Source organism: Pontibacter flavimaris, assembly GCF_001907195.1.
In the GTDB taxonomy this organism is placed as follows: domain Bacteria; phylum Bacteroidota; class Bacteroidia; order Cytophagales; family Hymenobacteraceae; genus Pontibacter; species Pontibacter flavimaris.
In genome coordinates, this window is sequence record NZ_LVWA01000003.1 from 261,322 (window position 1) to 281,323 (window position 20,002).

Below are 20,002 nucleotides of genomic sequence, written 5' to 3' on the forward strand. Positions count from 1 at the left end.
TCTACAACAGGATAAGCATGGTTTTATACTTCGCTACCGCGCGCAAATTCCCCTGTAGGCGCACCACTGGCACACGTCCAGGTCTTTCGTTTTCCGGATCGGCTCCTCGGGGTCCAGCATGCGGCGCACAAAATCGGTGAGGATGGCTTCCGATGTTGCCACAAACCCAGAGGATTCAGCTGCAGCATGACTGTTTGAAAAGGGAAGATCAGAAAGCAGCACGCCAGCATCCAGGTTGCGGAAGGAGAGGATACCAGATTTCGGATTTATACTTTGCGCTAGGATGTGGCCGGCGTTGCGAAGTATGGTTTCGGGTTGCTCCTCCAGCACCCGCTTGAGCACATACTCGTAGAGCCACAGCTGGCGCGCTTTATCATACTTGCGGTCGGACAGAAAATGCAGCTCCACGTCCTCCGGCTTGATGCGCAACTGGTTCTGCTCTACTTTTCCGGTTTTGTAGTCGATCACGCGCAGTTCGTTCCCGGTCAGGTCGATGCGGTCGGCTTTACCCGCAACGCGCACATTTACCACCTCATCGCCCACCTGCACCGGAAGTATGGTGGCCAGCGTTTCCTCGAGGCGCAGCACGTACAGCGGCAGCTCGTCCGAACTTTTCAGCTTTTGCAGGTATTTCTCCAGCACTTCTACGGCCACTTTAAAGAGCAGGTAGTTCATGCCCCGCTCCGGTTTGGCGCCCCGTGTTACCTTACTAAACTCCTGCTTCACCTTCTCCGGCAGCGCCTGCAGCATTTGCGTCACATGTTCGGCAAGTATAGGCTCACCGCTTTGCTCGTGTGGACGGAAGAAATCCTCCAGCACCTGGTGCACGATGGTACCGAACTGGTCAGCGCCGAGTTGTTCCTCCACCTGGTCCATCTCCTGCATTTTGGCGATGCGGGTAAAGTAGTATTGCAGCGAGCAGTTGATGTACATGTTCAGGTGCGAAGGGTAGAGGCCGCGCTCCAACTCCTGCCGCAGCTGGGCAAGAATCTCCGGCGACTTGGGCACCACGATGTCCTCCTCGTATTGCCGCATCTCCTGCTGCTCCACCGCCGCAATCATGTCGCGGAAGGTGATCTTGGGGTTACGCAGCGCTAAATCGTTCTGCAGCTGAAGTATAAACCGGCTCTTCTCGCCGGAGCCGTAGGTGTCGGAGGGTAGGACGTAGAGCAGGTTGATCTTTTTAGCGCGCTGCAACAGGCGGTAAAAGTTGTAGGCCATAGCCCCTTCGGTCTCTGAGTAAGTGGGCAGGCCAAACTCGCGCAGCACGTCGTACGGCATCAGGCTCTCCTGCCGCTTGGGCGCCGGCAGCACGTTCTCGTTCACCGAAAGTATAATAAGGTTCTCGAAGTCGAGCGCGCGCGTTTCGAGCATACCCATAATTTGTACTTCGGAGATCGGTTCTCCGCTAAACGGCAGGCGCGTTTGCCCGATCAGCTCATACAAAAACTTGCGGAAGCTGCGCACCGAAATCTTGTGCTCGCGGCAGTCGAAAATCGTATCGAGGCGCTTGACCAAAGTATAAAAGATGTAGAGGTACTCCGTCTCAATGCTGTTGCGGCCGTGCGTGTACACCTGGCGCAGCAACTCGATGAGCTCGTACATCGCCACGATAATATCGTCGCAGTCGCGCCAGGTACGGAACAGCGTTTCGAAAAGCGGGTGGTGCTGGCTCAGGTCGATGAGCTCCTGCGCCGTGATGAGCACCCGGTTCTCCTGCACCATTTTATCCAGCACCTGCTGGATCATCCCATGATATCGGGCCTGCTCCGGGTCATCGTTTAAAGCGAGTTCATAGCGCCGGATGAAAGGGTGGGTGAGCAGCTTTGTCACGCTCAGGTGGTGGTACTGGTATACTTTATAGCCCGAGCTCTGCAGTTGCGTGACACCCGTCAGGTGTACTTCAAAGAGCAAATCGATGAGGTTAAAAAGCGGCGTACCCCGGAAACTGAGGCCCATGGTCACGTTATAAGTGGGCACATCTTCCGGAATGGAGTGCAGCACCGGCAGCAACAGTGTTTCGTCGGGCAGCACGATGGCGGTCTGCGCATGCGGGTTCTGCTCGCGTATCTCCTGCAGCAGTTGCCCGGCCAGCTTGCCCTGCATACTCGCGTTTGCTACGCCGATCACGTTGATTTCCTTCTCGTCCGTTAAGAGTAAGTTTTGTTGCCAGCGCCACTCCGGTAAATTCCAGGTGCTTTTATACTTGCGCAGGAAACTTCCGGCGCGGTTGCTCAGGCCCTGCTCGTCCATGTAAAAATCATCGGTATCAAACAGCACTTCGGCCTTCTCATGCTTTAATAGGGTACGGATGATCTTCTCTTCGGAGCTGGTCAGGCTGTTGAGGCCGATGAAGATGAACTGGTGGCACGTGCTTTCCTTGGCTATTTTATCGATATCCCTGGCAACCTTCCGAAAAGCCATACCTGTATAGGCCTGCTTGTTCTCCAGCAGGCGCTTTTGCAGGTTGTGGTACGTCTTCTCGATGTTGTCCCAGAGGCTGAAATATTTTTTAAGGGTAGGAGAGAGCTCTTTGCCCAAAAACTTCGGATCCCAGCGCTCCAGCGCCTTCGCCTCACCCAGGTACTCAAACAGCTTCTTCGTGTCCACCAGGTTCTGGTCGATGCGGCTGAAGTCCTCCAGCAGGGTACCGGCCCAGGTCACGAAGTTGTCGAAGTCGAGTTTGGGATCCTGCTCGCGCATGAGGTCGAAGAGTTCCAGCTGCAGGTTAATCGGCTCCAGTACTTCGGTTTTGGAGAGACTGCGGATAAAGTCCTCCATCGCATACACCTCCGGCGACCAGATCGGCTCCGGCGACGCCTGTGCCAGCGCAGTTTTAAAGAAAAAGCTCGCACGCCGCGACGGCAGCACGATGCATAGGTCGCTGATGTGCTCTTTATACTTCTCGTAAACGTATTTGGCCGTTAGCTCCAGAAAGGTTTGCACGGATGGAATGTTGAATGGGTGAATGAGCGATTGAGTGAATTTCCTTTATTGTCATTCTGGAAGAGTCCTGGTTCTAGTAGTTAAGGTCTTAAAACTTGCCAGCAAGATCCTTTCAGGATGACAGAAGTAAGATATTAAGGATTAATGAGAATGAGCAGCATTACATTCAGCAGCCCAGCGGTAAGCGCAATAGCAAAAGGCAACATAACTTTATAGCGTTCACTATAGCTCCTACTTTTAAAAGGTATAGCAGATGCTAGTGCGGCTATGATGCACCCTAAGCCAATTAGCATCAGCAGTTGTACAAAGGTATCCACAGCTAAAACCATAACAGACGGACCAGAAGTAATGTATGCTTTATCAAGTATAAGATTTACCGCTACCAGCAAAGCAGCGACGATCTATCCGACTCTGATTAACTTTTGCATAGTTATGTTTGCCTTAATGTATAGAAGTATGCCTATGTCCTTTCGGCTCATCTGGCAGCAGAAAGGGGTTGTAGGCGATCTCCCACAGGTTTTCATCCGGATCGGAGATGTAGCTGCTATAGCCGCCCCAGAAAACCTTCTCGGGGCGTTTTACTACCGTAGCACCTTTCTCCTCCAGTTGTGCCACCAGCTCATCCACCTCCTGCTCCGAGCGCACATTGTAGGCCAGCGAGAACTTCTTGAAGCCGCTGCCTTCCGGAGGAACACCTGCATCGTCAGCCAAGGACTCCTGCGGGAAAAGGGCCAGCTGCATGCCGTTCAATTGAAAGAAGACAATGCCTTCAGAGTCGTTCTCCGTAGGTTGCCAGCCAAAAACGTTCTGGTAAAATTCCCTGGCGCGCTGCAGGTTTCGTACCCCTAAGGTGATGAGCGTTAATCTTTGTTCCATGGTTACCTCCCCCTTGCCCCCTCCTAAAAACAGGAGGGGGTGTTAAGGTTTTTATTTATTTTATACTTGTATTTTATATTTCACCCTCCCCTGTTTTTAGGGGAGGGCCGGGGTGGGGTTAAAACATCCCCAACTGCTCTGCCTTCTTACCGCCGTATTGCCACTCCAGCACCTGCTCCGTTTCGAAATAAAAGAGGATGCATTTTACGTTTTGATACCCCAACTGCCGGAAGCGTACGGCGTAATGGTCCAGTTTATACTTGTGTTCCCGCTCGGGTGGCGGCGTCTTAAACTCTAGCAGTACCACGGCCTCTCCGTCGAACACGATGCGGTCGGGTTTGTAGAGGTAGGCGCGGGCGTCGAGCACTTCCTTCTCATGCTCTACTACCACTTTGTTGGTAAAGTAGCGGCTGAGTTTGGGGTGGTGCAGCACCTGTGTCAGCTTTTGCTTAAGGTCTGGCTTTTCGCGCTCGCTGATGATGCCTTCGTAGCCCATCTGGCGCAGCACCTTGTCCAGCTCCGGGGCAAAGGCGATGCGGGCCAGGGCATAGTGCAGTTTGCGGTTCTGCTGGCGCTGCACGGTCTGCGTTTCGAAGTCGAACACGTTGTTGGCGTGCTGCTTTATCTTCAGGCGCTGCTCCCAGTCGGCAGAGGTCAGGTGGTCAAGGAAGTAGGCTTTCTCGTCGGTGGGGCGATGATTTATACTTTGCGGCCTGCCTTGCGCCAGTTGGTAGCAATGCTGGCCGAATGTCCACAGCTCTTTGTGTGCCAAGTAGCGGTATAATATATGACTCACGTTTTTGGCCTGCCCGTCCAGCTTCGGCGCCTTGCGCTCCTCCAGCAGGTCTTTGGCATTGCCGATCAAGTATAATCTGTCGATTGGGCGGGTGAGGGCCACGTAGAGCATGTTCAGGTTCTCGATGAAGGTTTTCTCGATCTCGGTGCTGTACTGTTTGGCCAGCGTCGTATTCTCCAGTTTAGAACTTATGTTAACTGCCACGCTGCGCAACTTGCCTGTCACACTTACCTCCTCGGGCAAAGCGCTCCACATGAGCGAGCCCCGCTTCGGCTCGGTGCTCCAGTCGGCAAACGGGATGATGACGATCGGGTAGGCCAGGCCCTTGGACTTGTGGATGCTGGTGATGGTGACGGCGTCGCGGTCCTTGGGCGTATTTATACTTAGTTTCTCCTTCTGCACATCCCAGTAAGCCAGGAAGTTATTAAGGTTGTTGCTGTGCTTTAGGCTATACTCGAGCACCAAGTCCAGGAAGCGGAAAAGGTACTCGCTCTCGTTGTTCTTGCCCAGCAAATCAAAAATGCGGATCAGCTTCTCCGTCAGCTCATAAATAGAGAGGTTGCCCGTTTCGCGCTCCTGCACCTCAAAACCGAACACGCGCAGCTGGCCGAAGAACGATTGGTTCTCCTTATCGTTGGCAATGTCGGCAATGGTCTTAGTCATCTCCACATCCGGAATCACGCCCAGCGATACTTTGCAGACCAGGTACAGCGCCTCTGATTTAGCCAGCGAATCGTTGGGGCGGTTGAAGACCCGGAACATGGCAATGATCAGGTTGATGACCTCGGCAAACTGCAGCGAGAGCGAGTCCTGGGAGATGATGTCATACTTGCGTTCTTTCAGAAACTTGGCAATGAGCTTGCTCTTCTGGTTGGTACGGCAAAGTATGGCGATGTCTTTCAGAGTATAGCCTTCGGCCAGTGCCTGTTGCACCAGCTGCAGTACCATATTCAGCGTACTCTCGTCGTAGGTCAGTAGCTCTTTGTGCTGATAACCCGCATAGAATTCCTCCGTGCGCTCGCAGCGGTTCAAATCATACTTGTAGTTGAGGTCATCGTCGTGGGTGAACAGGATCTGGATATGGCCGCTGCTTTTGTCGCTGCCCGTAGGTACCTGCTGGGCAAAGTCCTTGTCGTAGATGGACGTGAACATACCGAATTCCGGGTGCTCCTGGGAGATGAAGGTAAAGAGCTCGTTGTTGAAGTCGATGATCTCGGAGCGGCTGCGGTAATTAACGCTCAGGTTCTGCGGCTGCAGCGCCTGGTCCACCGATTCATAGCGCTCGCGAATGAGCGGGCCATGGCGGCGGTTTTCGTAAAGTTGGCGCGTGGAGTTTTTATACAGGTGCAGAATCTGCTCCATCTCGCCGCCGCGCCAGCGATAGATCGCCTGCTTGGCATCACCTACCACCATACTAAAATGTCCCGAGGCCAGGGCGTTGTCTACCAGCGGCAAGAGGTTGTTCCATTGCAGCACCGAAGTGTCCTGAAATTCATCGATCAGGATGTGTTTATACTTCTCGCCCAGGCGCTCATAAATAAACGGCACCGGCTCTTTGAGTACAATATCGATGATGCGCTTGTTAAACTCGGAGATATGGACCGTATTCTTGTCGAGCTTGATTTCCTGCAGGCATTTTTCCAGCTCGTTTAGCAAGGATACTTTATAGAGATGCGGCACTACTTGTTGCACCAGCGTAAAAGTGGCGGCATACTGTTCTTTTATACTTTCAATGTGGTAGTATAAATCGGTAAGCGGCTGCTTTATACTTTCGATCTGCGCCTTGGCGTAAGCAGAGGCCTTGCCGGCATACCACTTATCGTCCTCAATCGTCTGGCGGGCGTAGTTGTTGCCATAGTTCAGGTCCACTGACTTGAGCCAGGTGTTGAAGTAGGACCAGATGCCCCGGGTGCTTTGGTAGAGGTCGGCAGGGGAGACGTCGGCCTGCTCGAAGAGCTGCAGGGCCTGCTGCGCCGCCTCCTGCACCGTTTCGGCCACCTGTTGCTGTACTAAGTATAACTGCTCGCGCACCTGCTTAAAGTCCTCCAGGCTCAGCTGCTGCAGGTCGGTGATGGCCTCATATACTTGTTCGTTTAATAAATTGCGGGCAAAGTCCATCAAATCGTCGGGCAATAGGGTCCAGCTTTTACCTTCGCGGGCCTTCTCCAGCGCATACTGCTCCAGCGTCTGGGAGAGCAGGTCGTCCTTTGAGTCCGTCACCTTGTCCAGCAACAGCGACACGGCCGTGCTGAGCAAGGTATTGGAGTCCAGGTCCACCTCAAAGTTCTGCGGGATGTTCAGTTCGCGCGTAAAGGCCTGCACGATCCTGTTCACGAAGCTGTCGATCGTGCTCACACTGAATTCGGAGTAGTTGTAGAGTATCTGGCGGAACAGTATAGCCGCGCGTTTCCGTACCTCCTCCACGTCCAGCTGCTCTTCAGGATACTCTGCCTGCAGTTCTTCGGTGATCTGGCGCAACAGGTTCTCGCTTTTCTGCTGCTCTTTCTCCGTAATTCCTTTGTCGTTAAAGTTGCGAAGCGCGCCAAGTATACGCTCCTTCATTTCGGCAGCGGCATCATTGGTGAAGGTTATGGCCAGAATGCCGCGGTAATAATCCGGGTCTGCCGTATGCAGGGCCAATTTCAGGTATTCTTTCGTCAGGTTATAGGTTTTGCCCGAGCCGGCAGAGGAGGAGTATATCTTAAAAACGGATGGCATGGCAGTGGTAGCTATACTTTAAAGATACAGTTTTGCCGGCTCTTCCTTCTAACATCTGGCTGAAAATATTGGCAGCCGAGTGATAAGTATAAGGGATACAACAGGATAAGAAAAAAGGCCCCTGCCCATTTCGGAGCAGAGGCCTGATATCGTTTTAGTAAGCTGTGTTTAGCCGGCGTATACCAGTTCGCCTTTTGCTTCGGTGGCAACCGACGCGAAGTCCTTCACACACACGTGGTACATGATGCGGGCCATGGAGAGGGAATAGTCGGTAATGAGGCAACGCTGCTGCTCGGAACTCATCAATACTTTGCTGGAGCCCAGGTTAAATTTGTTCAGCTCAATCACCTCATCGAAGTTCTGGCGCAGCGTTTTCAGGGCCTTAAACGAGGGCTCGTTATAGTACAGCGGAATAACCTGGCAAACAGCATAACTTCCTTTCCTGCGCTCCTGTGCAATCAGCTCGCAAAGCTGCTCTACATTCGTGCGGTCCACATCCGAGAGAATCACATAGAACACGTTGCGGCGGTCGGTGTTCAGGGCCTTGGCAGGTACGCCGCCCAGCAGCATGTTGCGGCTTATCTTGGCGCCTTTGTGGAATGTTTCGTCCTTGAGGATCTTGTTGTGGATTTTGAATGCCAGCGCACCTGACGCGATGAGGTTAAAATCCTTGCCTTTTGTTGAGATTTTGGAGAAGTGCAGCATAATGAAAAGAATAAGAGGTTAGGGATATTTTTGATATATTTTTGTAAGTATCTTCCTGAATCTTCTGGGAAAGCATATAAGTGCTTGAAAGCTATGGTTATAGCTCCTAGGAGGTTCCTTTATTCAAAATTTTAATACTATCAGTGCAATTCAGTGTGGTAAGCATAAGGACTCAGCTGGCTAAAGAGGCGGTAAGACTTCGGCTTGTGTGAGTATATTACGCGGTCCAAGTAAAATTAATTCATTGTAAAGTATAATCTGTGGTGAGTATACTTATTCTGCGAGTAAATATACTGTTTTAACGTGTCGGCATTCCCGTAGTTGCCTTTATTCCATATTTATTTTAAAATAAGCCGTAATATATCATTAAAATTTAAGTATACATATTTAAACTATTAATTTAAGTAAATGGGTTGATTATGAGGGTTAAAGGAGGAAATAGAGATGCAATTAAGATATAATGGTAATTTTCGGAAGGGAGTAGCAAATATCAATTAGATTAAGTACCTTTGCAGCTTGATTTGGATTCGGTCTGATTTACAGATAACTGGTTACTACACTGTTGGCTAGCATAGTTGTTTTTTATTTGTCGCTCTCTTAAGTGCAGAGAATGGTTGATTAGCAGACTGCCTCCAGATGTATCAGTTATAAAAAATTAGATGAACAAAATCAGATTTGAAGAGCTTCCGCTTTCGCCGGAAGTGCAGCGTGCCATCGCTGACATGGGTTTCGAAGAAGCCTCCCCCATCCAGACACAAGCAATCCCGGTTGTTTTAGAAGGAAAAGACATCATCGGCCAGGCCCAGACCGGCACTGGCAAAACCGCCGCTTTCGGCATCCCAACCATTGAAACCATTGACCCGAATGACCGACGTGTGCAGGCACTTATCCTGTGCCCTACGCGTGAGCTGGCCATTCAGGTATCCGGAGAGATCCAGAAACTGGCAAAGTATAAGACAGGCATCAGCGTGGTGCCGATCTACGGTGGCCAGAGCTATGACCGCCAGCTGCGCGCCCTCAAGCAGGGGGTTCAGATCGTGATCGGTACGCCCGGTCGTGTAATGGACCACATCAACCGCGGCACCCTGGTGCTGGACGGTGTGAAGAAAATCATACTTGACGAGGCGGACGAAATGCTTGACATGGGCTTCCGCGAGGATATTGAGTATGTGCTGGAGCGCATTCCGGAAAACCGTCAGACCATCTTCTTCTCGGCCACTATGTCGAAGCCGATCATGGAGATGACCAAGCGTTACCAGACAGACCCTGTGCTCGTGAAAGTGGTGCACCAGGAGTTGACCGTAACCAACATCGACCAGGCTTATTTTGAAGTACGCAACAGCGCCAAGCAGGAAGTTCTTTCCCGTTTGCTGGACATGTATAACATGAAATCCGTCATCATCTTCTGTAACACGAAGCGTATGGTGGATGACCTGGTAAGCGGCCTGCAGGCCCGTGGCTATTTCTCCGACGCCCTGCACGGCGACCTGAACCAGAACCAGCGCACAGCCGTGATGAACAAGTTCCGAAACGGAACGCTGGAGATACTGGTGGCTACAGACGTGGCCGCCCGTGGACTGGACGTAGAAAACGTAGAGGCCGTATTCAATTACGATCTGCCGCAGGACGAGGAATCTTATGTGCACCGCATTGGCCGTACCGGCCGTGCCGGCAAGTCCGGCAAGGCGTTCTCCTTTGTGGGAGGACGTTCAGACGGTTACAAGCTGAAGGACATCATGCGCTATACCAAGGCCAAGATCGTGCTTCAGCAGGTGCCTAGCCTGGAGGACGTGAACGAGATCCGCACCAACATCTTCTTCGATAAAGTGAAGGAAGTGCTGGACAAAGGCCAACTGGCCAAGCATGTTGCCCGTATTGAGCGTTTCGTGAACGAAACGGATGGGTATACGCCCCTTGACGTAGCGGCAGCCCTGCTCAAGATGAACCTGAAGGAGCAGAAGGTGAAGGAAAAAGGAGCCGAGGCGGAAAAAGGCCTGGGAGCTACCAAAGAGGGCATGGACCGCCTGTTCATCACCATCGGCAAGAAAGACCGTGTGCACCCGCGCGACCTGATCGACCTGCTGGCGCAGAACTCCAGCATTCCGGAAGGACGTGTAGGCGATATTGACCTGTACGACAAGTTCAGCTTTGTGGAAGTGCCCACCGAGTATACCGCAGAGATCGTGGAGAGCATCGGACGCGTGGAGTACGATGGCCGTTTGGTGATCGTGGAGAAATCGCAGAAGAAAGGCTCGGGCCCGAAAGAAGGCGGCGAGGACTTTGGCTTTGGAGGCGGCGGCGACCGTGACCGGGACAGAGGCGGCCGCAGAAGCGGAGGCTTCCGGGGTGAAGGCGGCGGCGGATTCCGTGGCGGCGATCGTGACCGAGGTGGAGACCGCGGAGGTTACGGTGGTGATCGCGGTGGTTTCAGAGACCGTCGTAGCGGCGGTGGCGGTGGAGATCGTGACGGTGATAGAAGAGGTGGCGGCGGATTCCGTAAAAGAAGATTTTAATCTTGTTCTTTCTGAAACACTGCCAATTATGGCACGTATATATTAAAGTAATCAGCGCAAGAAGTTTAAACTTCCGAGCTTGAAGAAAGGGCCGACTTGAAACGTCGGCCCTTTTGATTTAAAAAAGTTTGAAAACGGCATAACCTTTCCGTAATACTGCCGTTAAAAGAGTATCATAAAAAGGTTGGAAGATTAAGCTAACTGTTCACGCAGTTAGATACGATAAGGGTAACATCAGACGGATGCTACCCTTATTGTTTTTTCAGGCTATACTTTAGAATCTCTGATATAGGTGAAGTCCATTATTCCGTCACTGTAGTATGCATATTCCTGCCCTTGTAGTATGTGGCCGCCCGTACCACCGTCGGATCTTGAATCCCATTTAGCTCACGGTACCTGTCGTACAAGTCAGGCTATCTCTAACGTTGGTGTTCTTTGCTGTTTCTGGGACAACAAAATCTGTCATTTGCCCGGAATTCGTTTACCTGTCCACGGTCATTGAAAAAGAACTCGCCGTTTACCGTAATACCCGCGTCTGTTATACTTGCCCTTACACTGCTGGCACCGGCCTTTTGCCATACTATCTGGTTATGCAGAAATGCTGCCGGGCGCAAGGGTGTTTCGGCCAGATGTATAACCAGTGATGCTTCCGGTTTTAAGCAAAACGAAAAGTGGGAAGCATAAAAAAGGAGCCTCTAAAGGCTCCTTTTTTATGCTTTTATGCTATAATCAGCGTATAGCTTATCCCTTTGCGGCATCGCGCAGAGTGCGGATGTGGTCATGGGCATGCTTTACATCCTTGTACTGCTGCTCAATAATCTGCTTTAGGTGGGCTGGCAGGTCCTTCTCCAGCGCCTCTTTATAGGCTTTTACCGCATAGTCCTCGCCGCGCTCGCACTCCTCCAGCACCCGCACCCTGTCTTTGGAGGACAGGGCAGACTTCAGGTCTATCCAGGCGCGGTGGATAGTGCCTTCAATAGAGCTGGACTCCTCATCGGTATGGCCCATTTGGTGCAGCTGGTCCTGCAGTTCTGTGATCATGCTGTCGCGCTGCACGGCATACTTGCGGAACAAATCTTTCAGGTCCTGATCCTCAACGTCCTCAGAGGCGGTCTTATAGCCCTTGGCTCCGTCTTTGCAGCGCTCTATCAGGTGGTGTACAGTAGAATGTACTTCTTTATTAATTTCCATAGTTTTATCGGTTTTGATCTAATATGCATTCATACTGATATGGAAGTGCTTTGGTTGCCAATTCTGATAACCCAATGAAATTTAAGCCATTGCAATGCCTGCCAGGTAGCCGGTGGTCCAGGCGGCCTGGAAGTTGAAGCCGCCCGTGATGCCGTCCACATCAAGCACCTCGCCGGCAAAGTATAAACCCGGCTGCACGCGGCTTTCCATAGTTTTCATGTTCACCTCCATCAGGTCCACGCCCCCGCAGGTCACAAACTCCTCTTTAAAGGTGGTTTTGCCGTTTACCGCCACCGGCATGCGTAGCAGCGCCTCCACCAGCTTGTTGGTGCTCTTGGCGGGAAGCTCCGCCCAACGCACCTGCTCCGGCACCTCAGCCAACCGGGTAAGGCCCTGCCAGAGGCGTTGCGGAAGCCCGAAAAGGGGGTTAGTGGCTACGTTTTTCTTAGGGTGCGCCTGCCTGAACTGTTGCAGCTCCTCCCGCAGGCGCTCTTCGGTATGCTCCGGCAGCCACTGGATAAGGGCCGTAAACGTATATTGCTGCTCGTAAAAATGCCGGGCGCCCCAAGCGGATAATTTCAGGACCGCCGGGCCGGAATACCCCCAGTGGGTGATGAGCAGCGGCCCCTCATACTCCAGTTTCTGGCCGGCAATGCGTACCCGCGCGTGCGGCACCGCCACACCCTGCAAATCTTTCAGGGGAGAGGAAGGCACATTGAAGGTGAACAGCGACGGCACGGGCTCCTGAATGGTATGCCCTAACTGGCGAAGCCAGTCATAGCCCTGACTTTTGGGGTTTCCGCCGGTGCTCACCAGTACTTTGTCTGCTTTTATACTTTCGCCACTGCCGAGCTGAAGTATAAAGTATGTCTGCCCCGCTTCCTGCACGGGTTTTATACTTTCCACGGCGGCACCGGTTCTTATCTGCACTCCGGCTTTACGGGCTTGCTGCAGCAGGCAGTCCACAATGGTTTCGGAACTATCGGTAACCGGGAACATGCGTCCATCTGCCTCGGCCTTCAGCTTTACGCCACGCCGGGCAAACCAGTCCACCGTCTCGCGGGCACCGAATACTTTGAACGCCTCTTTCAGTTGCTTCGCCCCGCGCGGGTAGAACTGCGCGAAAACGGTGGGCACAAAGCAGTGGTGGGTAACATTGCAGCGTCCCCCGCCCGAAACGCGCACCTTCGAGAGCAGCTTGGTCGTTTTCTCCAGCAGCAGCACCTTTGCCTGCGGGTTTGCCTCCGCACTTGTTATCGCTCCAAAAAAACCAGCGGCCCCGCCACCTATTACAACTATGTCCATTACAAGATCTGTAGTTTACTGACCGTTGCCTGTTGTTGCAAATAGGAGAGAGACGCATCGTTTTGCGACTCCGCCAGCAGTGCGTTTTAACAGAAATAACTACTCCAACAATCAGCAATCAACTCTTAACGATCAGCTACAAAGCTACGAAAAGAAAGCCATCGGCTCAGGGTGTACAAAAGTATAAGACAGCTCGTCCTTTAATTTCTGGCTGTTGATGAGCTTGAACCGGGTCTCCGTCATGTCCTGGAACTCAGGAGGCGCCAGTCCCAAGGCCACGGAAGTGGAAGTATAAAAATCCCTGCGACGTGGGTGCTCGTCGGCGCAGGCGTTGTATACTTTGCCCCAGCGCTCCTGCTCAATAATGCGGTAGAGGATGTTCACGCAGTCGTCCCGGTGGATGAGGTTTACCGGCGCGTCCCCGTCCGGCACGTTCTTCTTGCCTGCCAGCCAGCGCCCGGGTTGCCGGTTGCCGCCCACCAAACCAGCGAAACGCACAATGGTCGTTACCCAGTCCTCCCGGTCCTGAATCAGTTGCTCCGCCTGCAGCAGCATGTTTTTGGGCTCCAGCTCCTCGGTAAAGCTAATATCTTCCTCAGTTACCACGCGGTTCAGGTCCTGGTACACAGAGGTGGAGGAAACGAACAGGATGCGGCTCACCGGCGAATCCAGCAGGAACCTGAGCAGCAGCTGCATCTGGCTCATGTAGGCCTCTCCGCCGTCGGAGCGCAGGTGCGGCGGGATGTTGAGTACAAGCACGTCCGTATCCAGGAAATCCTCCAGCGCGGGCTTGTCCAGCAAATCGCTGCCCAGGTCCAGCAGGTAAGGCTGTATGTCCTTCTCCAGCAGCACCTCAATTTTTTCGGGGGTGGTGGTCGAGCCCTTCACCGAGTACCCTTGCTGCAGCAGCCGCTCCGCCAGGGGCATGCCCAGCCAGCCGCAGCCCATGATGCTGATCGTCCGTTTGTCCTCCATGTTATCGTCTTCTTTTATACTTCCACAACATTACGCAGACCGATTGGTTTAGAATGGCAATACTCCTGCTTAAAGTGGCACAAAGTAAAGTATAAATGCGCTATGACGTGACAATAATCGGCTCTGGGGTTGGGTCGCTGACGGCAGCGGCCCTGCTGGCGAAGCGCGGGCTGAGGGTTTGTGTGCTGGAGCAGGCCAAATACCCGGGCGGGTGTGCCTCCTCCTACAAGCGCCAGGGCTACTGGTTCGAGACAGGCGCCACCACGCTGGTGGGGCTGGACGCGCACATGCCGCTGCGCTATCTGCTGGATGAGACAGGTATAAACGTGCCCGTGCAGCGGCTGGAGCCGCCCATGCAGGTGCACCTGCCCGATGGCCAAACCGTGACCCGTTATGGCAACCTGGAGCAATGGATTACAGAAGCCGAGCGGGTGTTTGGCACGTATAACCAGCGCGCGTTCTGGGAGCATTGCTACAAGGTTAGCCAGCAAGTATGGCGAACCTCGCTGCAGCAACAGAGCTTTCCTTTCTCTAATTTAGAGGATGTGCTGCTATCGGGGCTACGTGCCAGGCCCGGTCAGCTAATGCTGCTGCCCAAGGCGTTCCGGACGATGGAGGAGGTGCTGCGAAAGTATGACCTGCTACAGAACCAGCTGTTCGTGGATTTCGTGAACGAGCAGCTGCTGATAACGGCCCAAAGCTATTTGCCGGAGGTGAACGAGCTTTTCGGCGCCACGGCCCTGTGCTATACGTTGTACAACAACTACTATGTGCCCGGCGGTTTGATAAATCTGGTAAAGCCACTGGAGCAGTTTATACTTTCCAAAGACTCGATCATCAAGTATGGCCGGGAGGTGATGCTGGTAAAAAGTTTAAGGGATGGCTACCGGCTGGAAACGAACAGAGGCAGTATCAGCAGCCGGTTTATGATTTCCGGCATCCCGCTAATCAACACACTCCAGCTTTTTAAAGAGGAGCAGATGCAACAGCGGCTGAAACCCTACGTGCTGGAGAGCGGGCAGCTGAACGGTGCTTTTACCATGTCGCTGGTACTGCGGGCGGAAGAGGCAAAGCAGGTGCTGCACCACCAGCTGCACGTGCCGGAGGGGCTGCCCGAGATCGGAAGCAAAAGCATTTTCATCAGCTTTAGCCACCCAGAGGATAAATTGAGGGCGCCGGAAGGAGAAATGGTGGCAAGTATAAGCACGCACGTGCACCATCCGCAGCAATGCATCATCCAAAACAAAACGGCTTTAGAGCAGGCCATACTTCAGGTGCTGGTGCAGCGGGGCCTTTTCAAGCGGGAAAGTATAATTCGGGTGCAATCGGCCACACCGGGCGGCTGGATCTTCTGGACCAAACGGGCGTACGGCGCAGTGGGCGGCTACCCGCAGTACCGCCACATCAAGCCCTGGCAAATGAAAGATGCCCGCCTGGACCACCGCGGCGCCTACCTCTGCGGCGACACCGTCTATCCGGGGCAGGGCATTCCGGGCGTTTGCCTGAGCGGGATCATCGCAACGAACAAGCTGCTCCAGGACCACTATTAGCCGCCGCTATTCCTCCTTTATACTTGCCTCATCCTGAATAAACATGGTGCGCAGGCCGGCGTAGTTCCCATCCTCCGCTTTGCCCAGAATGTAGGCCTCCGTTCCGATCTGCGTGATGCTGTACACTTTCACGTCCTGCAGCAGGCGCAGCAGGGTTTCGGTTAAACGCCTGTATGCGGCTTGCCCGTCGGGGGTACTTTTTCTCACGTCAGAATCCACGCCTTGCATCTGGCTAAGAAATTCCTCCAGCGTATGCACCTTCACAGCCATGCCGGATGGTTTGCCGGCATGCTCCACCACGTCTTCGGGCCTTAGCTGCCGGCCCTGCGGCTGCTCCAAATAAACAAACTCAAACGGTGCCTCAATTTCGCTTTGCATCAGCAGCCCATCCACGGCTTGCATCAGCTCTTTCTGCAATTGCTCTTTGTTCATTTCCCTTAATTTTCGAACTTGATAAGTATGAGTGCCAGGCTATACTTATCTTTAGTGTGATTCGGTTACGTATAGCCGCATAACCTTAAACGATAGACCTATGATTAAAGCTGAACCAATGCTGAGAGAAGGCGCCCTGAAAGGCAAGACCATCATCGTGACGGGTGGGGGCACGGGACTGGGCCGTTCGATGGTGAAATATTTCCTGGAGCTCGGTGCCAACGCCGTTATCTGCAGCCGCAAACTGGAGGTGCTGGAGCAGACTGCCAAAGAACTGGAGGAAGAGACCGGAGGCACCGTTTTGCCCATTGCCTGCGATGTGCGCAAGTATAACGAAATAGAGGCCATGCTGCAGGTCACACTCGATAAGTTCGGCAGGGTGGATGTGCTGGTGAACAATGCAGCCGGCAACTTTGTGAGCCCCACCGAGCGCCTGAGCCACAAAGCCTTTGACGTGGTAACCGACATCGTGCTGAAAGGAAGCTACAACTGCACCCTGGCTTTGGGCAAGCATTGGATTGAGCAGCAGCAGGAGGCGACCATCCTAAACATCGTGACCACTTACGCCTGGACGGGTTCCGGCTACGTGGTGCCGTCGGCCTGTGCCAAGGCGGGTGTGCTGGCCATGACGCGCTCGCTGGCTTCGGAGTGGGCCAAGTACGGTATCCGCTCCAATGCCATTGCCCCGGGTCCGTTCCCAACCGAGGGCGCCTGGACCCGCCTGTTCCCCAAGCAGCTGGCTGACAAGCTGGACCCGGTAAAACGTATCCCGGTGGGCCGCTTTGGCGAGCACCAGGAGCTGGCAAACCTGGCTGCCTATTTAGTTTCTGACTACGCAGCCTTTGTAAATGGCGAGGTGGTAACGATAGACGGGGGCGAGTGGCTTTACGGAGCCGGCGAGTTCAACGCCTTCGATCAGATTCCGCAGGAGATGTGGGATGCCATGGAGAAGCAGATGCGCGGAAAAGGACAGTAAATATTTCCTGTGATAGTATAAAAAAGCGCCTCTGCAAGTATGGCAGAGGCGCTTTTTGTTGTTTTCCTGTGGTTATACTTTTAGCATCATTTCCCATCATTTTTCGCCAGAAAATCCGGCGTGATACTGAGCATCAGGTAGGCCCACTGGCCGCGGTCTTCTTTTGCTGCGGCTGGCGCCTTCACCAGTTTCAGGTTATCAGTCGCAAAAATGGTGGCGTAACCGGCTTCCAGGCTCACGTTTTTGAAGATGCTGTAGTTTACCACGAAATCTATTTCCGTTCCGAATCGCCTGCCGGATGGTTTCAGGTGGGGGAGCGCCTCGCTCGGTGCTAGGCTGTTGGCAGCGTAAAATTCGTGCAGGTCCAGGGTAAGGAGCAGTTTATCGCTGGTTTTATACTTGTTGCGGATGAAGTAATCCACCAGTCCGGGGGAGCGGGTTGGGTTGCCCTCCATTCCAAAAGCATCGGCCACGTAAAAGTAATCCAGAAAGCCCCAGAACTTGTGCGGCGTGCCATACAGCGGGTCGAAGCGGTGGTTCACCTTGCTTTGCTTGCTTGTGTTATTGCCGGAAAGGAAATCAAAGCCGGGATTGATAGTGAACTTTCCGGAAGTATAAGCGGCATCCATCGTGAGGTTGTAGGCATCCAGGCTATGGCCGAGGCGGTCGTTGTTGCCCTGGTAATAGGCCGCGGCGTTCAGGCTTAGGTTGCCTGATAAATTAGCGAATAAGGCGCCGCCTATAGTTACCCGGCTATTCACGCCTTCCTTGAAAGTAGTGGTGCCCTCCACGGTTTCCGTCTTCTGGAAATCATCTTTAAACACCAGCATACTCAGTTTACCAAAGCTGCCCGTTCTGGCAACGTAGCCGTACTGCATACTTTTATATTGCATGCCGATGCCGTTGGTACCCGGTGCCACCGGCACGGCCGGTATACTTTGGTAGATGTTGCCGGACTTGCCCGGGGTGTCTTTGCCGTGGTTCTGGTTAAAGGCAAAACCGGCATCCGCCACCCAACCCTTATGGCTGAACTTTAGCACCACCGCATCGTGGCGCCTGGCCTGTTGCAGCCAGTCCAGGTTGCCCAGCAGCCTGGAGTCGTCATACATAATTTCCTGGCGTCCGGCTTTTATACTTAGATGATCCACTTTTATACTTGAGGAATCGCTAAGGATCACCTCGCCCCAGGCCTGGTGCAGGAACAACTTGCCGCCCTCCAGATTGCTGATGGTGGATTGATCGGCGCCCCACACTCGAACATCCTGCCCCGAGATAAAAAAGCGGTAGCGATCCGTGCTGTAACTCAGGTTCAGGCGGGTGCGCTGGCTCGTAAAAACGCTGGCTTTGGTGTCAGACGTTGGCAAAGTGCCTTGCCCGTCGCGCAACTCAGTGCGGGTGCGGAGCTGCCCGGTAAAGGAGAGCTGCGCCGAAGCAGTATGCTGCAGCAGTAGAATACCGGCCCCTGACAGCAGGAGCGCGCGGAGTAGACGTTTTTTCATAAGCGATGCGTTTGAGAGGGCTTTCATACTGTCGATCGGTTGGGCCGCCGCTTACATACTTTGCAGTTGCGCTTCTATACTTTTCACGGTCTCGTCCGGGTCTCTGCCGAGGCCTTCCTGCTGGTAGATGATCTCACCCTGCGCACTCAGCACTGAGATGATGTTTGAGTGGGCAATGTCGCCGTTCGGGGATTTTTTATACTTCATGTTCAGCAGCACCGCCAGTTCCTGGATGCTCTCGTCGTTACTGGTCAGCAGTTGCCAGCGATTAGGGTCCAGCTTATTCTCCAGAGCAAATTCCTGTAGCTTCTCGGGCGTGTCGTTGGCCGGGTCCATGGTTACCAGCACAATGCCCACCTCGTTTTTATACTTGTCGATGCCCGCCTCAATGCGCTTCAGGTCGGCCACGATGCGGGGGCAGGTATAGGTGCAGCTCGTGTACATCATCGCCACCAGTTGCACTTTGCCCTGCAGGTCGGCCAGTTGTATTGTTTCATTTTCCTCGGTTTGCCATTCTGATTCCAGTTGGTACAGCGACATGTCGCCTAGTTCGGCGGCTGGTAAAGCCTGTATGGCCTGTTCCGGCGCATGGTGCGCAGCGTGGGCATCAGTGGTTTCGGGTTGGCTGCAGCCGCTGCTCAGGGCTAGGCCAAGTATAAAAGAGAAGGGTAGAAGACGTTTCATGTTTTTTAGAAGAAGGGTGTATACCAAGTATAAATCAAATCTTATAAACTCTGCGCGCAGCGGAAGCCGAGGTTAGAGACCGTGTAGTTTGCCTTCAGGCTGGAGCGGAAGGCGTAGCGCATAAAGGCCACGTAGTTTTTGGTATCCTTTGCCCCGCTGGAGCCCGAGCCACAGAACAGCTGCCGGTCCAGGCTGGCATTCGCCCTGGATTCGCCGATGAGCAGCGAGGAGTTGAAATCCTGTGTCCATTCCCACACCAGCCCAATCATGCCATACAGGCCATAGTAGTTTCTAAAGCTTTGCTGCACGGGCGGCAGGTAAGTGGGGTTTGGCTGGCTGTACCATTCTATACTTCGCTGATAGAATTTCTCGTCGTTGGCGGCGTTGGCCTTTGTCTCGCTGGCCAGGGCGGCGTATTCCCATTCCTCCACGGTGGCCAGGCGCTTGCCCTGGCACGCACAGTAGGCTTTGGCCGCAAACCACGACACGCTCACCACCGGGCTGTTTTGCAGTTGGTCTGCCGCGGCCCCTATACTTAAATCCCCGTTCCAGCCCCTGAGGTAGTTCGCGTCCGCGAAGAGCTTTTTTACCGCTGACTTGCGCCACTGCGGGTTTTCCTTCACGAAGCGGAGGTACTGGGCATTGGTGACCGGGTAGGCATCCAGCGCAAAGCTTTTCACCTTAACCGCTGCGGAATCTCCCCCGTAGAGGGGCACAAAAGCTCCGCCCTTTACCAACACCATATCCTGGGGCAGGGGCTTCTGTGCCTGCGCTTTAAAGCTGATTCCCATCAACAGTAACAAAACGATCAGTCTGTAAAGCATCTCTCTGGGGTT

15 protein-coding genes are annotated in these 20,002 nt (G+C 53.5%); 3 read left to right on the forward strand and 12 right to left on the reverse strand.

Features of this window, described 5'->3' with window-relative positions:
* Nucleotides 1-33: 33 nt before the first annotated feature.
* The 4 genes from A3841_RS03355 to A3841_RS03375 all read right to left on the reverse strand — a co-directional run bounded on the left by A3841_RS03355 (nt 34) and on the right by A3841_RS03375 (nt 8,041).
* A complete protein-coding gene (locus A3841_RS03355; protein WP_073850898.1) occupies nt 34-2,946 on the reverse strand; it encodes a PD-(D/E)XK nuclease family protein in 2,913 nt (970 codons plus the stop codon).
* Between the two features lie 441 nt (nt 2,947-3,387).
* On the reverse strand, nt 3,388-3,822 hold the full coding sequence (locus A3841_RS03365) for a VOC family protein (protein ID WP_073850900.1): 435 nt from the start codon (nt 3,820-3,822) through the stop codon (nt 3,388-3,390).
* Between the two features lie 118 nt (nt 3,823-3,940).
* Nucleotides 3,941-7,336 (reverse strand): UvrD-helicase domain-containing protein, encoded by a 3,396-nt coding sequence (locus A3841_RS03370; RefSeq protein WP_073850901.1) that lies wholly within the window; start codon nt 7,334-7,336, stop codon nt 3,941-3,943.
* A gap of 168 nt (nt 7,337-7,504) precedes the next feature.
* The gene (locus tag A3841_RS03375; RefSeq protein WP_073850902.1) at nt 7,505-8,041 is read right to left on the reverse strand and encodes a hypothetical protein; all 537 of its coding nucleotides are present in this window, start codon (nt 8,039-8,041) and stop codon (nt 7,505-7,507) included.
* A gap of 659 nt (nt 8,042-8,700) precedes the next feature.
* Between A3841_RS03375 and A3841_RS03380 the strand changes: the two genes are divergently transcribed.
* Nucleotides 8,701-10,554, forward strand: coding sequence for a DEAD/DEAH box helicase (locus A3841_RS03380; RefSeq protein ID WP_073850903.1), 1,854 nt, complete (start codon nt 8,701-8,703; stop codon nt 10,552-10,554).
* 419 nt (nt 10,555-10,973) lie between these two features.
* Here the strand turns inward: A3841_RS03380 and A3841_RS20815 are convergent, their stop codons facing one another.
* The 4 genes from A3841_RS20815 to A3841_RS03395 form a co-directional block, all read right to left on the reverse strand.
* Nucleotides 10,974-11,195 carry a DUF6544 family protein gene (locus tag A3841_RS20815; protein WP_394332883.1) on the reverse strand — a complete coding sequence of 74 codons (222 nt, stop codon included), beginning with the start codon at nt 11,193-11,195 and terminating at the stop codon, nt 10,974-10,976.
* A 100-nt stretch (nt 11,196-11,295) separates the two neighbouring features.
* Nucleotides 11,296-11,745 (reverse strand): ferritin-like domain-containing protein, encoded by a 450-nt coding sequence (locus A3841_RS03385; RefSeq protein ID WP_073850904.1) that lies wholly within the window; start codon nt 11,743-11,745, stop codon nt 11,296-11,298.
* An 81-nt stretch (nt 11,746-11,826) separates the two neighbouring features.
* Nucleotides 11,827-13,050, reverse strand: coding sequence for a BaiN/RdsA family NAD(P)/FAD-dependent oxidoreductase (locus tag A3841_RS03390; protein ID WP_073850905.1), 1,224 nt, complete (start codon nt 13,048-13,050; stop codon nt 11,827-11,829).
* A gap of 144 nt (nt 13,051-13,194) precedes the next feature.
* The gene (locus A3841_RS03395; RefSeq protein WP_073850906.1) at nt 13,195-14,025 is read right to left on the reverse strand and encodes an SDR family oxidoreductase; all 831 of its coding nucleotides are present in this window, start codon (nt 14,023-14,025) and stop codon (nt 13,195-13,197) included.
* Between the two features lie 95 nt (nt 14,026-14,120).
* Here A3841_RS03395 and A3841_RS03400 point away from each other — a divergent pair, with 95 nt between their 5' ends.
* Nucleotides 14,121-15,575 carry a phytoene desaturase family protein gene (locus A3841_RS03400; RefSeq protein ID WP_073850907.1) on the forward strand — a complete coding sequence of 485 codons (1,455 nt, stop codon included), beginning with the start codon at nt 14,121-14,123 and terminating at the stop codon, nt 15,573-15,575.
* 6 nt (nt 15,576-15,581) lie between these two features.
* Here the strand turns inward: A3841_RS03400 and A3841_RS03405 are convergent, their stop codons facing one another.
* Complete coding sequence (locus A3841_RS03405) at nt 15,582-16,007, reverse strand: nuclease A inhibitor family protein (protein WP_073850908.1); 426 nt, start codon at nt 16,005-16,007, stop codon at nt 15,582-15,584.
* A gap of 100 nt (nt 16,008-16,107) precedes the next feature.
* Between A3841_RS03405 and A3841_RS03410 the strand changes: the two genes are divergently transcribed.
* Nucleotides 16,108-16,983 (forward strand): SDR family oxidoreductase, encoded by an 876-nt coding sequence (locus tag A3841_RS03410; protein WP_073850909.1) that lies wholly within the window; start codon nt 16,108-16,110, stop codon nt 16,981-16,983.
* An 86-nt stretch (nt 16,984-17,069) separates the two neighbouring features.
* Here the strand turns inward: A3841_RS03410 and A3841_RS03415 are convergent, their stop codons facing one another.
* Genes A3841_RS03415 through A3841_RS03425 form a run of 3 tightly spaced genes read right to left on the reverse strand, consistent with a single transcriptional unit; the run spans nt 17,070 to nt 19,990 of the window.
* Nucleotides 17,070-18,482, reverse strand: coding sequence for an alginate export family protein (locus A3841_RS03415; RefSeq protein WP_170866139.1), 1,413 nt, complete (start codon nt 18,480-18,482; stop codon nt 17,070-17,072).
* Between the two features lie 51 nt (nt 18,483-18,533).
* On the reverse strand, nt 18,534-19,166 hold the full coding sequence (locus A3841_RS03420) for an SCO family protein (RefSeq protein ID WP_073850910.1): 633 nt from the start codon (nt 19,164-19,166) through the stop codon (nt 18,534-18,536).
* A gap of 41 nt (nt 19,167-19,207) precedes the next feature.
* On the reverse strand, nt 19,208-19,990 hold the full coding sequence (locus A3841_RS03425; RefSeq protein WP_073850911.1) for a formylglycine-generating enzyme family protein: 783 nt from the start codon (nt 19,988-19,990) through the stop codon (nt 19,208-19,210).
* Nucleotides 19,991-20,002: the final 12 nt, after the last annotated feature.